The organism is Pseudomonas sp. BIGb0176, assembly GCF_024810175.1.
GTDB classification, from domain to species: domain Bacteria; phylum Pseudomonadota; class Gammaproteobacteria; order Pseudomonadales; family Pseudomonadaceae; genus Aquipseudomonas; species Aquipseudomonas protegens.
Genome location: NZ_JANUEC010000002.1, coordinates 1242006 through 1257118 on the forward strand (window position 1 = coordinate 1242006; position 15113 = coordinate 1257118).

A 15113-nucleotide genomic window follows, 5' to 3' on the forward strand; every position below is an offset into this window, starting at 1 on the left:
CTGTCGCCGCTGCCGCGGGCTGCAACCGGCTCCGCAGGGGACGCGCCCTTGACCCGGGCCGCACCCAAGCCCCCGCAAACCAATCGCCGCCCGCCCCGGCACCGAAAAAAAACCACCGCCCATGAGCCGTTTCCCCAGGTTCAAGTGACAGAGAAGGAAAGCCACCTTGATTCCCCCTTCTCAGGACCCACCTTCATGACCGAGCAACCCACCTGCCTCACGCCTCTGGCCCGTACCCTGCGCCACTTGCTGCTGGGGGCCAGCCTGAGCCTGGCCAGCCTGCCCCTGGTCCAGGCCGCCGAGGCCCAGAGTTATCACATCGCCCCGACCTCGCTGGAAAACGCCCTGAACCAGTTCGGCCGGCAAGCCGGAGTGCTGATCTCTTTCGGCTCACACGTCACCAGTGGCGTGCAAAGCCGTGGCCTGCAAGGCCAGTACAGCCCGCAGGAAGGCCTGAACGTTCTGCTGCAAGGCACCGGCCTGCAAGCCCGGGCCGAGGGCAGCAATGCCTTCAGCCTGCAACCGGCCAGCCCCGAGGCCGCTGCGCAGCCGCTGCACCTGGGCGCCTCCAGCGTGGTCGGCGACTGGCTCGGCGATGCCCAGCAAAGCGATGTGTTCGAGCACCCAGGGGCCCGGGACGTGATCCGTCGCGAGGAGTTCGAACGCCAGGGCGCCACCCAGGCGCGGGACGTGCTCAATCGGATTCCCGGGGTCAACGCACCGGACAACAACGGCACCGGCAGCCACGACATGGCGCTGAACTTCGGCATCCGCGGCCTCAATCCGCGCCTGGCCTCGCGCTCCACGGTGCTGATGGACGGCATCCCGGTACCCTTCGCTCCCTACGGTCAGCCGCAACTTTCGTTTGCCCCCATCAGCATGGGCAACATGGATGCCGTGGACGTGGTGCGCGGTGGTGGCGCGGTGCGCTATGGCCCGCAGAACGTCGGCGGCATCGTCAACTTCGTGACCCGGGCAATTCCCGACGCGCCGACGGTCAAGGGCGGCTTCCAGACCGAAACCAGCCCCTCCTCCAGCCATGACGGCTTCAAGACCACCGGCAACCTGCTGGCCGGTGGCACCGCCGACAACGGCCTGGGCGGCGCCCTGCTGTACTCCGGCACCCGCGGCGGCGACTGGCGCGAACACAGCGACACGCAGATCGACGACCTGATCCTCAAGGGCAAGTACCAGCTCGATGAAGCCAACAGTTTCAATGCCATGGCCCAGTACTACGAAGGTGAGGCGGACATGCCCGGCGGCCTGAACGTGGCGGACTACAAGGCCGACCCGTACCAGTCGACCCGCCCCTACGACAAGTTCTGGGGCCGGCGCACGATGTTCAACGTCGGCTACCGCTACCAGGAAGATCGCCGCGAATTCACCGTCAACAGCTTCTTCACCAAGACCCTGCGCAGCGGTTACCTGGACCAGGGCAGCTTCCTTTCCCTGTCGCCTCGCGAATACTGGGTACGCGGCCTGGAAACCCGTTTCGCCCAAGGCTTCGACCTGGGGGACAGCAGCCACGAAGTGGGCGTCGGCTACCGCTACATCAACGAGGCCGGTCATGAACTGCGCTATCGCACGCCGCTGACCGCCAACCAGCAACTGCCCACCAGCAACAGCCGCAATGACCGCGACACCCGTGGCGGCACCGAAGCCCATGCGTTCTTCGTCGACGACCGGATCGATATCGGCAAGTGGACCCTGACCCCGGGCATCCGCTACGAGATGATCGAGTCGCAGCAGAGCAACAACCTCACCCACGTCAAATACAAGGGTGACTACAACACCGCGCTGCCGGCGCTGAATGTGATGTACCACCTCAACGAGAGCTGGAACCTCTACGCCAACACCGAAGGTTCCTTCGGCAGCGTGCAATACAGCCAGATGCCCAACCGCGTGGCCAGTGGCGAGGTCAAGCCGGAGAAAGCCCGCACCTGGGAACTGGGCACCCGCTATGACGACGGCACCCTGCGGGCGGAGATCGGCGCTTTCCTGATCAACTTCGACAACCAGTACGACAGCAACCAGACCAATGACACAGTGATCGCCCGGGGCGAGACTCGCCACCAGGGTATCGAGAGCAGCGTCAGCTACGCCCTGGATGGCCTGGCCCCGGCGCTGGCGGGCTTCGATGTCTACGCCACCTACGCCTATGTCGATGCCACCATTCGCGAAGACGGCCCGAACAAGGGCAACCGCGTGCCCTTCTCTTCCAAGCACAAGGGCACCCTGGGGGTGAGCTACACCGAAGGCCCGTGGAAGCTCAACCTCGACAGCAGCTACCAGAGCAGCCAGTTTGCCGACAATGCCAACACCCGTGCCGAAAGCGCCGATGGCAGCACCGGGCGCATCCCCGGCTACATGCTGTTCAGCACCCGCGCCGGGTATGACTTCGGCCCGCAACTGTCGGACCTGAACGTGGCGGTGGGGGTGAAGAACATCTTCAACCACCAGTACTTCACCCGTTCCTTCGACGACAACAACAAGGGCAAGTACGTAGGCGAGCCCCGCACGCTCTATGTGCAGACCTCCGTGGCGTTCTGATTAATTTTCCCCACAAAGCAAAACGGGCCTGCAATGCAGGCCCGTCCGGTTGGGGGGTGAAACTCGGCCGTCAGCTATTGAGCGCGGCCTGTTGGTTCTCCAGGAATTCTTCTTCGAGCAGGGCATCTGCCTCGCTGCCATCGGCTGTGGGCACCGCTGCCGCACGTTTGCCGCGCAATTTGCCGAACATGTGCTCCAGGGCACTTTCCAACTTGACGGTGGCGCCGTCGAGGGCCTGCTCCAGGGTGTCGGCCTTGTGGGTCACGGAAACCGGTTGGTGACCTTTCGGACGGGCTTCCAGCTGGCAGCGCATATCGTCCGGACCCGACTTGCCGCCGTTCTCGTCCCGCAGGTGGACCACTACCCGGGTCAGGTCTTCTTCGTAGCGTTCGAGCGTGCTTTCAACGGTGCTGCGCACCCACTCCTCCATCCGAAGGCTGCTTTGAATATGGTTATCGCTATGGACTTGGATTTGCATAGTTCTTCCCTTATTTCAGCTTGCTCGTAAGAGGGTCAAGGCAATGCGTATGAACCTGCATTTCGTGACCTCTTGATTACACAATTAGGCACGGCGACGAACATTTCAACCCCTTAAAAAAGATAAATATTCATACGCAAATAAAGCCGGACAAACCGCAGAGGCGCTGTTAAGGTCGGGAGTTAGCCCGCCCCATGCGTCAGTCAAAACCGCTCACAGCTGCCCCTCGCCCAGAGGGTGCAAGCCGCGAAAGATCTCCGCTTCCTCCACCAGCCAGTCATGCACCGCGCGTACGCCCGGATGGCTCAGTGCGCCCGGCGCATAGAGCAGCACGTAGCGTTTGTGGTTGGGCACCGCCAGGCCGAAAGGCACGATCAGGGTGCCACGCTCCAGTTCGTCATTGAGCAGGGTGCGCCGGGCAATCGCCACGCCCATGCCGGCAATCGCCGCCTCGATGGTCAAGTGGTTGCGATTGAAGGTATGGCCACGACGCACGTCCGCGCCCTCGAAGCCGATGGCATTGAGGTAGAACTCCCATTCGGCGTATTCATAGCTGCCGCGCCAGGCGGTGATGTCGTGCAGCAATGGAAAATGCGCCAGGTCCGCCGGACCGTGCAACGGCGGACGGCCCCGCAGCAGACTCGGCGCGCAGACCGGGAAAATCTGCTCATCCAGCAACGCGGTGGACTGCAAGCCGGGGTAGCTGCCGTCGTTCAGGTCGATGGCCAGGTCGAAGTCGCCCTCGTGCAGGGCCACGCTGCTGTCTTCGGCCACCAGCCGCAGCTGGATCTCCGGATAACGCTGCTGCAGGCGCGGCAGGCGCGGAGTCAGCCACTTGCCGAGAAACGACGGGATCGAGCGCAAGCGCAAGGTCCCCCCGATCATCCCCGCATCCAGGCGCCGCAGTTCCGCGTCGATGCTGCCGTAGGCCTCGCTCACCGTCAGCGCCAGCCGCTGGCCTTCGGCGCTCAGCTCCACCCCCCGGGGCCGCCGGTGAAACAGGCGAAAACCCAGGCGTTCCTCCAATTGGCGGATCTGCTGGCTGACCGCCCCTGGCGTGATGTGCAGCTCTTCGGCACAACGGGTGAAAGACAGGTGCCGCGCGGCACAGGAAAACACATGCAGCCAGACATAGGTCTGGGCATGAAATTGTCGGCTCATCGTTTAGCCCTGCTAAAGGATCTCTTAGGAAGTTTCGTTGGTCAGTGCTGACCGAGGCGGGCAGTATCGCCGACATTGCGCTTGGCCTACAAAAAATGGCAGCGATCCACCTTCCATTGCTTGTAAGGCTTTAGCATGGCTATCAGTGTTTTCGATCTCTTCAAAGTCGGTATCGGCCCCTCCAGCTCCCACACCGTGGGCCCGATGCGCGCCGCCGCCACCTTCGCCCAGGCGCTGTTCGAGCAAGGCCTGCAAGACCAGGTACAGCGGGTACAGATCCGCCTCTACGGTTCGCTGTCCGCCACCGGCGTTGGCCATGCCACCGACCGCGCCAGCGTCATGGGGCTGATGGGCGAATGGCCAGACAGCATCGACCCCACCAGCATCAACCCACGCATCCAGCAGCTGCGCGACAGCGGCCAGCTGCTGCTGGGCGGGCGCAGCCACATCGCCTTTGACTGGCAGCAGGACCTGCTTCTGCTGGACGAAAGCCTGCCCTACCACCCCAACGCCATGTCCCTGAGCGCTTTTGGCGAGCACGGCACGCTGCTGGAGCAGACCTACTACTCGGTAGGCGGCGGCTTCATCGTCGAGGCGGCCCAGGTCGAGGCTGGTGCCGAAACCACCGCCGGCGTCCAACTGCCTTACGACTTCAACAGCGCCGCCGAGCTGCTGGCCCTGTGCAAGACCCACCAGCTGCGGGTCGGCGAGCTGATGCTGGCCAACGAACGGGCCTGGCGCAGCGACGCCGAGATCCGCAGCGGCCTGCTGCACATCTGGTCGGTGATGCGCGAATGCGTGGCACAGGGCCTGCGCCACGAGGGCATCCTGCCCGGCGGCCTCGACGTGCCGCGGCGCGCCGCCAAGCTGCACCGCAGCCTGCTGGAAATCGGCAAGCCGAATGTCATCACCTCGACCCTCTCGGCCATGGAGTGGGTCAACCTCTATGCCCTGGCCGTGAACGAGGAAAACGCCGCCGGCGGGCGCATGGTCACCGCGCCCACCAACGGCGCGGCGGGGATCATCCCGGCGGTGCTGCACTACTACATGAAGTTCAACCCGCAGGCCTGTGACGACGACATCCTCAACTTTTTCCTCGGTGCCGCCGCCGTGGGCATCCTGTGCAAGAAGAACGCCTCCATCTCCGGCGCCGAAGTCGGCTGCCAGGGCGAAGTGGGCTCGGCCTGCGCCATGGCCGCCGCCGGGCTGGCGGAAATCCTCGGGGCGACCCCGGAGCAACTGTGCAATGCCGCGGAAATCGGCCTGGAGCATAACCTCGGCCTGACCTGCGACCCCGTAGGCGGGCTGGTGCAGGTGCCCTGCATCGAACGCAACGCGATTGCCGCGGTGAAGGCGATCAACGCCACCCAGATGGCCCTGCGCGGCGACGGCAAGCACTTCATCTCCCTGGACCGGGTGATCCGCACCATGCGCGATACCGGCGCCGACATGCATGACAAATACAAAGAGACTTCACGGGGCGGCCTGGCGGTGAGCTGGGTGGAATGCTGAGGAGCCTTCCCTGACCGTCCGCACTACGTGAGCCCGAGCAAAAATAATAACGAGGCGATAACGATGACCGATGTACCGACACCTGCTGCCCAAACCCCTGCTGTAGCCACACCCCGCGACACCACCAGCGCCCGCCAGGGCTGGAGCAAGCACGACACCACCTGGATGCTCGGCCTGTATGGCACCGCCATCGGCGCCGGCACCCTGTTCCTGCCGATCAACGCCGGGGTTGGGGGCTTCTGGCCGCTGATCGTGCTGGCGCTGCTGGCCTTCCCCATGACCTTCTTCGCCCACCGCGGCCTGACCCGCTTCGTTCTTTCCGGGCGCTCCGGAGACATCACCGAAGTGGTCGAGGAGCATTTCGGGGTCGGCGCCGGCAAGCTCATCACCCTGCTCTACTTCTTTGCCATCTTCCCGATCCTGCTGGTGTACAGCGTGGCGCTGACCAACACCCTGAGCAGTTTCATGGAACACCAGTTGCACATGACTCCACCGCCGCGGGCGCTGCTGTCGATGCTGCTGATCCTCGGCCTGATGGCCATCGTGCGCTGCGGCCAAGGCGTGATCGTGCGGGCCATGAGCCTGCTGGTCTACCCGTTCGTCGCTGCGTTGCTGCTACTGGCCCTGAGCCTGATCCCCAACTGGAACGGCGCGTTCTTCGCCTCGGCCGGCGAAGGCATGCCCCTGCCGCTGTTCTTCAAGACCCTGTGGCTGGCGATCCCGGTGATGGTGTTTTCCTTCAACCATTCGCCGATCATCTCGGCCTTCGCCCTGGATCAGAAGCGCCATTACGGCCCGCAGGCCGAAGCCAAGAGCAGCGGTATCCTGGCCACGGCCCACGGCATGATGGTGCTGACAGTGATGTTCTTCTGCTTCAGTTGCGTGCTGGCCCTGTCGCCGGCGGACCTGGTAGCGGCCAAGGAGCAGAACATCTCGATCCTGTCCTACCTGGCCAACCACTTCCAGACCCCGGTGATTGCCTATGCCGCCCCGCTGATCGCCCTGGTGGCCATTACCAAGTCGTTCCTGGGCCACTACATCGGCGCCAGCGAAGGCTTCCAGGGCCTGATCGTGAAAAACCTGCGGGGGCGCTCGCTGTCCTCCAGCAGCCTGGAAAAGATCACCGCGCTGTTCATGATCCTCACGTGCTGGGCCGTGGCCACCTTCAACCCGAGCATCCTGCACATCATCGAGACCATGGGCGGACCGGTAATCGCCTGCCTGCTGTTCCTGATGCCGATGTATGCGATCCGGCGGGTGCCTTCACTGCGCCAGTATTCGGGCCAGTTGTCGAACCTGTTCGTGGTGCTGATCGGGCTGGTCGCACTGTCTGCGATCATTTATTCAGTCGTGCCCTGAATCGGGCCGGGATAAAAAAAGCGGACCTCATGGTCCGCTTTTTTGTCCCCGTATTCATTGCCCGGCGCGTTTCCCGGCATGTCCCTTGCTTTGTCCCGGGGGAGGAATACGGACGTTGGCCACCCTCGGCGAACGACTGGCCAGTGGTCCGGAATCGCGAACTAATTCCGCGCCCTGCCGGTCAATGACTGCACGATCCAATCAGGCGGTGACGCATCATGGACAACCCTTTTCAACTGATTACCGACACCTTCACCCCGCAATACCAGGTCAACCTGAGCATCCAGGGCCTGGACGGCAGCATCATGCTGACCTTGTCCGAAGGTGGCCGGGTGGTGGCCAAGCGCATGATCAGCGCGGCCCAGCGCAATGATCCGCAGCGCATCAAGCGCCTGGTGCAAAGCATTCAGTTTGGTATCGCCATCGAGCAGGGCCACAGTGCCGTGGCCATTCTCGAAGCCATGACCAACGGCGACAGCCTGGGCCTGCCGCCGCCCACCGGCCAGAAGCTCGCGCCGCCGGCCCTGAGGTTCTAGAGCTCGCCCTTCTCCACTTCCGGGTGTTCGCCGGAGCCCGCGCCGATCTTGCGCTGCGGATGCTCGATCTTCACCGAAGGGAACTGCGACGAGGCGTAGCGCACCACCAGGATGGCGAAGGCCAGCAACAGGATGCCGCCGCACAGGTAGATGATGCCCAGGTCCGGCGGGTTGTGGTGCGAGACGTTGGAGATCAGCAACCGGGTCAGCGCGGTGATCGCCACGTAGATCAGGAAACGCACCGGCATGTGGTTGGTCTTGAAGTAGATGCCGACCATCGCCCCCAATTCCAGGTAGATGAACAGCAGCAGGATGTCATCGATCTTGATGTGGCCCACCTCGATCATCTGCAGGAACTCCATCACCGCCGCCCAGGCGGTCACCGCACCGATGGCGAACAGCGCCAGGTAGTGGAACGACTCGACGAACAGGTTGCCCAGGGATTCGGCCAGCTGGTGGACGTTCTGCCGCAGGTTCTCGGCCCAATTGATTTTCACGATGGTTTTTCCTTAGGTCGTTTCGACCGGATGATGCGGATTGGACGTGACGGTTGTTCTGCATGCAGAAAAAAGGCCAGGAGCCTTCAATGAGATGGTGGCCGCCGGCAACGAGGCACGGCCTGGTAACAATCGGCCCGGGAAAAAAATTGCGTCTACATTAAAAAGCCACTATCCAAGGGAAAAGGTTTCGCCTATTCTCTCGACCTGTATATAGATACAGTGTTTATACAGACCCATTATCGTGAAGGCATGTGAGGTGGTGAATGGCCGTCGAAGTGGTATACCGCAGCAGCCGAGATCTGGAGCGCTTGTTCATGGATAAAGCCGAAGCTGACCGTCATGACAAAATGCTCGAACTGGCTGAATTGCTCGCTGAAGTGTTGCACAAAGCCGTGCCGTCGCTGAGCGAACAGCAGGTGGAAGAAGCCGGGATCTACATGGCGAAGAACCGCGATGTGTTCGCCAAGGCGTTCAAGAGCCAGCCGGACGCGTTGTCCGAGTTGCTCAGTGCCCCCGCTCCCGTAGTGGAGGCTGTGGCAGAGCCGCAACCTGTTGAAGCCGAGGCGCCAGCCAAACCGGCGAAAGCGGCCAAGGCCGCAAAATAGGCTTTACGCGAATTGAATAAGCCCTGTGCCCCTGGCACAGGGCTTTTTTCATGCCTGCGAAGGCAAGAGTGGCACTTGTGCGGTGGCCGGTTGAAGCGCTGTCGCCCCTGGCGGATCAGGCAATTCGATAGCGTTGCGATGCAGCAGGGAAGTGATCTTGCCCAGGAAGGCCAGGGGCATCTCAGTCGAGTCGCCATACAGGTCAACCATTCCCACCTCAACTGCGCTGTCAACGATGCAGGAGAACGCCTCGACCTCTTCAGGCGCTATCAAGGCGACAAGCTCCTGGGGCCAATCATCTCCGCGACCATTGAGTGCCAGCAGCGCCCCGGCTCTCTCCCACGCCAGTAGATCGCCCTTTGGCGGGTAGCCCTCAAGGTGCTTTATCAACTCATCGATGGACGGGTGAGCAATGCCTTTTCGTTCGCAGTAAACCGCCAGGCATGCCGCTGCGTACAACTGCAGTTGCCTGATGGAGCAGCCAATCAATGGTGGGGCCATATCTGGCGCTGTCATTGCGCGACGTCCCAGACCCTGGAGCCTGCGGAACAAAAACCTGATGCGATATCCATGGCTTCCAGAATTCGGTCCTCCAGCTCTTCTGATGCGCCAGGACGGAGTGATGCCAGATGCTTGTATACGGCCTCTGCGCAAAAGCCCTTGTCCCGGTATGCCACAAGAACATCACGAACCGCCTGAATGTCCGCCCCCGCCCGCAACAGGCAGGACAACTGCTCATCCAGCCCGGTCTCCAGCGCTTCACGCATCGTCGATACATTCCTTGTCAGTGGGCACTTCGCAGCCGGATGGTACACAGAGCCTGGCCAAGGGTTAAGGCAAGAATGCCTAGCGGTACAGCACCCGTTCCGCCAGTTCATCGGCCACTCGCGCCGGGGAGCGCTTTTCGGCCTGGGCGTGGGCGAAGATTTCCGTCAGCCGCTGGCTGATCTTCGACAGGTGGGCGGTGATGACCGGCAGTTCCGTGTTGCGGTGCTTGAGGGACACATAGATCAGCCCCCCGGAATTGATCACGTAGTCCGGCGCATAGAGAATCCCGCGGCGCTCCAGTTGATCGGCCACCTGCAGGTTGGTCAGTTGATTGTTGGCCGAACCCGCCACCGCCGAGCAGCGCAGTTGCGCCACGCTGAGGCTGTTGAGCACCGCCCCCAGGCCGCAGGGTGCGAGGATGTCGCAAGGGGTGCTGAGCAGAGAATCGTTGGCGATGGGATGGGCGCCCAGTTGCTCCATGGCCAGTTGCACCTTGCCGGCATCGATATCGCTGACCAGCAACTCCGCCCCGGCAGCGTGCAACTGCTCGGCCAGGGCATAGCCGACATTGCCCAGCCCCTGGATCGCCACCCGCAGGCCTTCCAGGTTGTCGCTGCCCAGGCGCGCCATGGCGGTGCTGCGAATGCCGGCGAACACTCCCATGGCAGCATGGGGGGCCGGGTCGCCCGCGGCACTGGTGCTGGTGACGTAACGGGTCTGCTGGGCGATGCAGTCCATGTCGGCCACCGAGGTGCCGCTGTCGATGGCGGTGATGTAGCGCCCGTCCAGTTGCTCGACGCATCGGCCAAAGGCTTCGAACAGGGCGGCGCGGCTTTCCACATGGGCGGGGCGGATGATCACGGCGGTACCGCCCCCCTGGGGCAGGCCGGCCAGGGCGGCCTTGTAGCTCATGCCCTGGGCCAGGCGCGCGGCATCCGTCACGGCACTGCTGTCGTCGGGGTAGGCGAGGTAACGACAGCCGCCCAGGGCGGGCCCCAGGCGGCTGTCGTGGATGGCGATCACTGCCTTCAACCCGGTACAGGGGTCGACGCTGAGGTGCAGCGATTCAAGGCGGGTGCTGTGCATGAGAGCGAACATCGACGGGCTCCCGAATCACTTCTTGTAGACGCCAGTATAGGCTTGCGCCTGGAATTTGCTGCGCCGCGCAGGAATAAGCCCCGGGGTTTTGCAGGCTTTGGGAAATAACCTGCTACCACGCATTTCAACACTGGACGAAGCTTCGTCACGAGGCTAAAACGAGGCATCCGTCGGAGATCGAGATGAACCCGCGCCAAGCTTTTTTCGCCTGTCTGCACCGCTCGCCACCCGCCCTGCTGGAAGCTGCCCTGTGGATTGCCGCCGAGCATGATCCCCAGGTGGTGCCCGGCCTGTTGCTGGAGGAGTTCAAGCAACTGCAGCAGCAAGTGGGCAGCAGCCTGCCGACGCTGCCGGCGAACGAGCTTGGCCAACCGCTGTTGCGCCGGCTCAACGACCTGGGTTTCCAACAGGACGAACACCTGCCCCTGCGGCCCCAGGCGGCGCTGATGGACAAGGTCCTGGAGCGTCGGCGCGGCCAGCCCCTGGCCCTGGCCCTGATCGCTCTGGAACTGGCGCAGCGGCTGCAGGTGCCGCTGGCGGGGGTGAACTTTCCCGGGCACTTCCTGCTGCGGGTGCCCGGTGCCGACCACCTGCTGGACCCGTGCGGCGGGCGCCGGCTGTACCCCAACGATTGCCGGGAACTGCTGCAACGCCAGTACGGCGCCCATATCAAGCTCAGCGCCGAGCACCTGGCCAGCGCCGAACCGCTGCAGATGTTCCAGCGCCTGTCACGCAACCTGCGCCAGTTGCACCTGTCCTACGACGACCACCTGGGGGCCCTGATCAATGCCGAACGGGTCCTGGAAATCGGCAACGGCAGCGCCGCCGACTACCTGGCCCGGGCCAGCCTCTACCAGCGCCTGGAATGCCCGAATGCCGAACGCTTCGACCTGGAGCACGCCCTGCTGCTCAGCGACGACCCGATCCAGCGCCTGCGCCTGACCGAACGCCTGGGGCACCTGCCGCCCAACACCATCGTGCACTGACCCCCCCGCTGTTTCGCGCCTGCCGTGCAAGAAGGCCCGCCGCCCTGCTGCAAGGATGAAAAAGCATGAACAGCGCCGAACGCTTCCTCCAGGATTTCCACCAGCGCCACCCCGGCACCACGCCACCGGCCTTCGCCGGGCTGAGCCTGGCAGGGCGTGGTTCCTCCTACGACATACTGGCAACCACCCTCAAGGCCCTGCCACCCGAGGCGCGGGTGCTGGACCTGGGTTGCGGCGACGGTTTCCTGCTCGACCTGCTGGCCAGGCACCACCCCACGGCACGGTTGCTCGGGGTCGACATGAGCGCCACCGAATTACAGGCGGCCCATGTGCGCCTGGCGGGCCGGGGCCTGCTGCTGGAGGAGCGGGCGCAAGCCCTTTCCCTCGCCAGCGCCAGCGTCGACGCGGTGCTTTCCCACCTGGCGCTGATGCTCATGAGCGATATCGAGCAGGTGCTGCAGGAGGTTCATCGAGTACTGGTCCCCGGCGGCCAACTGTCAGCGGTGGTCGGCCGGGAATTTCTCCTCGGGGAACTGGGCCAGCACTACCTGCAGGTGTTCCGCGCCGCCGCCCGACGCGACCACCTGGCGCACCTGCCCCTGGTGGACCCACGGGCGCAGTCGGAGGATGGCTGGCGGCAACTGCTGGGCCGGCACTTCACCGCGCTGCACTTCGAAGACCTGGACCTGCCCTGGACGCCAACCTTCGAGGAACTCTGGGTTGCCCTCGGCGACACCTACGACCTGGATCGCCTGAGCCCTGCCAACCGCGCCAGGATGAAGCAGGAACTGCACGACGCCACCCGGCACTTGCAATGCGCCGACGGCACCCTGCCCACCGGCTGGGGGCTGTTGCTGATACAGGCCAGGGCCGCATGACAGCAGCGCCCGGGCTCTGGCAGGATGGGCGGCTAACCCCAGGGAACGGACACAGCATGCTCATCAGAAAAGCCCACGGCGCCGACGCACAACGGGTCTTCGACATTCGCAACCAGGCCATCAACCAGCAGTGCGCCGGCCACTACCCCGAAGCGGACCTCCAGGTCTGGACGGCTGGCGAACTGAGCGACTACTTCATCGAAGTGGTGGAAAACACCGGCCATGTCGCGGTCATCGACAATCAGGTGACCGCCAGCGGCATGCTCGACCTGGAGACCGGGCAGGTCGACGCGGTGTTCGTCGACCCGGCCTACATGGGACGCGGCATCGGCCGCAAGATGATGGAGTACCTCGAAGAGCGGGCGCTGGAGGCCCAGTTGCCCCACCTGATCCTGGATTCGACCCTCAACGCCGCCGACTTCTATCGCCGCTGCGGCTTCGTCGGTGAGCGCATCGCCCAGTACCAGTCGCCCCGGGGCCTGACCCTGGCCTGCGTGCCGATGATCAAGCACCTGGCACGCTGAACCCCCCTGCCCCTCAGGACTTGAGCGGCGCCTGCCGTTGCGCGGCCGGCCCCGCCTCACCCGAGGCCGACGCCAGGGGCGAACGCACCTGGATGATCAACAACGCCGCAAGCAGGGCCGGAATCGCGCAGAAGAAGAAAATCTGCTGCACCGGAATATGCATCGCCAGCAGCATGCTGCCGAACAGCGGACCGAGGATCGAACCGAAACGCCCCACGCCCAAAGCCCAGCCGGTGCCGGTGGCGCGCACCTGGGCCGGGTAGAAGTTGCTGGCGAAGGCATTCAGGGTCAACTGGCCACCGATGATGCAGAAGCCCGCGGCAAACACGAACACCACCAGGTAGCGCGGGTTGTCGTGGTTCAACCCCAGTAGCACGGTGCACAGTGCGGCGGCGCTGAGCACCGCGGCCAGCAGGCGCACCTTGCGTTTCAGGCGGTCGGCGAACCAGGCCATGCAGATCGCGCCGAGGGTGCCGGCGAAGAGGAACATCGAAGTCACCAGGTTGGCCTGCTTCAGGGCCAGGCCACTCTCCAGCAGCAGCGTCGGCAACCAGCTGATCATGAAATACAGCAGGATCAGGCTGACGAAAAAGGTCGCCCAGATCAGCAAGGTCGGCCGTGCATAGCCGTGGCGGAACAGCTCCAGCACCGTGAGCTTGCTGTCCACCTGCTCACCGCTGTTGAGCACTGCGGCCGGCGGTTGCCAGTCCGGGAGCATCTGTGCGGTGACCTTGCGCAGCCGCGCATAGGGCGGCGCGTCCCGCAGCAGGCGCGGCAGCGATTCGGGCAGGCGCCAGAGCAGGAAAGGAAACAGCAGCAGCGGCGTGATGCCGCCGGCGAGGAACACCGCTTCCCAGCCAAAGCGATCGATGAAGCCGGCGGCAACGAAACCACCCGCCGCGCCGCCAAAGGAGAAACCGCAGGCGGCCAGGGTCACCATCAGGGTGCGCAGGCGCGGCGGCGAATATTCGGACATCAGCGCCATCGCGCTGGGCATCGCCCCGCCCATGCCGATGCCACAGATAAAACGGGCGGCCATCAGGCTTTCAAGGGAATTGGCGAACACCATCAGCACCGTCAGGCTGGCGTAGATCAGCACGCAAACGAGCAGGATCCGGCGCACGCCAAAACGGTCCGCCAGGGGCGTCACCGCCAGGGACCCCAGGGTCAGGCCCAGCAGGTTGGCGCTGAACACCGGGCCGAAGGCGGCCTTCTCCAGCCCCCAGTCCTGGGCCAGGGCCGGCACCACATAGCCCAAGACCTGGGCGTCGTAGCCATCGGTGACCAGCAGCAAGGCGAGAAGCAACAAGAGCAACCACTGGTAGCGGGACACCGGGCGGGCGTCGAGCGCAGCACGAAAGCTGGCAATCTGATTTTGCATCGCAAGGTACCTGTTCGGTTTTTTATGGTTATGGGCAGCAGTGTTGCGCAGGTCACAGGCGGTGACCGCTCAGGCCCCGTTGCGGGGCCTGGATGATGCGGATGCCACGCTGCCCCGGATACCGGGCAGCGTGCAGGTTCAGGCTGGCGTATCCGGCTGGTTGGCCGGGTGCGCGGCCTGGAACGCCGGGTGCTCGGCGGCCAGGGCCGCGACCCGGAGGATCCGCGGATAAGCGTCCAGGGACACCTTGAAACGCTCGGCCGCATACAGCTGGGGAATCAGGAACACATCGGCCAGCCCCGGCTCATCGCCAAAACAGAAGCCCTGGTCGCCGATCAGTTGCTCCAGGGCCGCCAGCCCCTGGCTGATCCAGTGGTCGATCCACACCAGCAGTTGCGCTTCCTCATGACCCCATTCCCGTAGCAGGTTCTGGGTGCTGGAGTTGTGCAGCGGATGAATGTCGCAGCCGATGATCGCGGCAACCGCCCGTTCCCGGGCGCGGCTGACCAGGTCCGTGGACAGCAGCGGCACCTGTGGATAACGCTCCTCCAGGTACTCGATGATTGCCAGCGACTGGATCAGCAGGTCGCCGTCATCGGTCCGCAGGGCCGGCACCCGGCCCTGCGGGTTGATCTCCAGGTACTCCGGCTGGCGATTCGCACCGCCCTTGGGCACCAGCAGATTGACCGGTATGGCCTGGAACTCCAGGCCCTTGAGGGCCAGAGCGATGCGCACCCGGTAGGACGCAGTGGAGCGGTAGTAGGTATAGAGCTGCAT

General features: G+C 64.1%; 15 protein-coding genes and 1 pseudogene. 8 read left to right on the plus strand and 8 right to left on the minus strand.

Translation table 11 applies throughout. The features are described 5' to 3' along the window. Positions 1-195 precede the first annotated feature (195 nt). On the plus strand, positions 196-2550 hold the full coding sequence (gene fecA / locus M2395_RS16700; protein WP_123430084.1) for a TonB-dependent Fe(3+) dicitrate receptor FecA: 2355 nt from the start codon (positions 196-198) through the stop codon (positions 2548-2550). 70 nt (positions 2551-2620) lie between these two features. Here fecA and M2395_RS16705 read toward each other — a convergent pair whose 3' ends face one another. Then, positions 2621-3028 carry an HPF/RaiA family ribosome-associated protein gene (locus M2395_RS16705; RefSeq protein ID WP_011059335.1) on the minus strand — a complete coding sequence of 136 codons (408 nt, stop codon included), beginning with the start codon at positions 3026-3028 and terminating at the stop codon, positions 2621-2623. 213 nt (positions 3029-3241) lie between these two features. Then, entirely contained in the window at positions 3242-4189 is a 948-nt protein-coding gene (locus M2395_RS16710) for a LysR substrate-binding domain-containing protein (RefSeq protein ID WP_015634207.1), read from the minus strand. Between the two features lie 135 nt (positions 4190-4324). Here M2395_RS16710 and M2395_RS16715 point away from each other — a divergent pair, with 135 nt between their 5' ends. The 3 genes from M2395_RS16715 to M2395_RS16725 all read left to right on the plus strand — a co-directional run bounded on the left by M2395_RS16715 (position 4325) and on the right by M2395_RS16725 (position 7596). Beyond that, positions 4325-5701, plus strand: a complete 1377-nt coding sequence (locus M2395_RS16715; protein ID WP_123430083.1) for an L-serine ammonia-lyase — start codon at positions 4325-4327, stop codon at positions 5699-5701. 63 nt (positions 5702-5764) lie between these two features. Beyond that, the gene (locus M2395_RS16720; RefSeq protein ID WP_123430082.1) at positions 5765-7060 is read left to right on the plus strand and encodes a serine/threonine transporter; all 1296 of its coding nucleotides are present in this window, start codon (positions 5765-5767) and stop codon (positions 7058-7060) included. Positions 7061-7278: 218 nt separating this feature from the next. Then, positions 7279-7596 (plus strand): DUF3509 domain-containing protein, encoded by a 318-nt coding sequence (locus tag M2395_RS16725; protein WP_011059331.1) that lies wholly within the window; start codon positions 7279-7281, stop codon positions 7594-7596. On the opposite strand, the gene M2395_RS16730 is transcribed toward M2395_RS16725, so the two are convergent. Then, positions 7593-8093: a phosphate-starvation-inducible protein PsiE gene (locus tag M2395_RS16730; RefSeq protein ID WP_011059330.1), complete on the minus strand. Its 501-nt coding sequence runs from the start codon at positions 8091-8093 to the stop codon at positions 7593-7595. The genes M2395_RS16725 and M2395_RS16730 overlap by 4 nt on opposite strands. A gap of 266 nt (positions 8094-8359) precedes the next feature. Between M2395_RS16730 and M2395_RS16735 the strand changes: the two are divergent. Next, positions 8360-8614: pseudogene (locus M2395_RS16735) on the plus strand (YebG family protein); the annotation flags it as partial. Positions 8615-8749: 135 nt separating this feature from the next. Here M2395_RS16735 and M2395_RS16740 read toward each other — a convergent pair. The 3 genes from M2395_RS16740 to M2395_RS16750 all read right to left on the minus strand — a co-directional run bounded on the left by M2395_RS16740 (position 8750) and on the right by M2395_RS16750 (position 10567). Further along, entirely contained in the window at positions 8750-9202 is a 453-nt protein-coding gene (locus M2395_RS16740; RefSeq protein WP_123430081.1) for a hypothetical protein, read from the minus strand. Positions 9203-9213: 11 nt separating this feature from the next. Continuing rightward, complete coding sequence (locus M2395_RS16745; RefSeq protein WP_019093365.1) at positions 9214-9468, minus strand: hypothetical protein; 255 nt, start codon at positions 9466-9468, stop codon at positions 9214-9216. A gap of 79 nt (positions 9469-9547) precedes the next feature. Continuing rightward, complete coding sequence (locus M2395_RS16750; protein WP_011059327.1) at positions 9548-10567, minus strand: Glu/Leu/Phe/Val dehydrogenase dimerization domain-containing protein; 1020 nt, start codon at positions 10565-10567, stop codon at positions 9548-9550. Between the two features lie 182 nt (positions 10568-10749). Here M2395_RS16750 and M2395_RS16755 point away from each other — a divergent pair, with 182 nt between their 5' ends. The 3 genes from M2395_RS16755 (at position 10750) to M2395_RS16765 (ending at position 12955) form a co-directional block, all read left to right on the plus strand. Continuing rightward, positions 10750-11553: a SirB1 family protein gene (locus tag M2395_RS16755; protein WP_011059326.1), complete on the plus strand. Its 804-nt coding sequence runs from the start codon at positions 10750-10752 to the stop codon at positions 11551-11553. Between the two features lie 65 nt (positions 11554-11618). Further along, positions 11619-12431 carry a class I SAM-dependent methyltransferase gene (locus M2395_RS16760; protein WP_123430080.1) on the plus strand — a complete coding sequence of 271 codons (813 nt, stop codon included), beginning with the start codon at positions 11619-11621 and terminating at the stop codon, positions 12429-12431. Between the two features lie 56 nt (positions 12432-12487). Next, a complete protein-coding gene (locus M2395_RS16765; RefSeq protein ID WP_011059325.1) occupies positions 12488-12955 on the plus strand; it encodes a GNAT family N-acetyltransferase in 468 nt (155 codons plus the stop codon). Between the two features lie 13 nt (positions 12956-12968). On the opposite strand, the gene M2395_RS16770 is transcribed toward M2395_RS16765, so the two are convergent. Together M2395_RS16770 and maiA are read right to left on the minus strand one after the other, a co-directional pair. Then, positions 12969-14336 (minus strand): aromatic acid/H+ symport family MFS transporter, encoded by a 1368-nt coding sequence (locus M2395_RS16770; RefSeq protein WP_053156409.1) that lies wholly within the window; start codon positions 14334-14336, stop codon positions 12969-12971. A gap of 138 nt (positions 14337-14474) precedes the next feature. Beyond that, positions 14475-15113 carry a maleylacetoacetate isomerase gene (gene maiA / locus M2395_RS16775; protein WP_019093360.1) on the minus strand — a complete coding sequence of 213 codons (639 nt, stop codon included), beginning with the start codon at positions 15111-15113 and terminating at the stop codon, positions 14475-14477.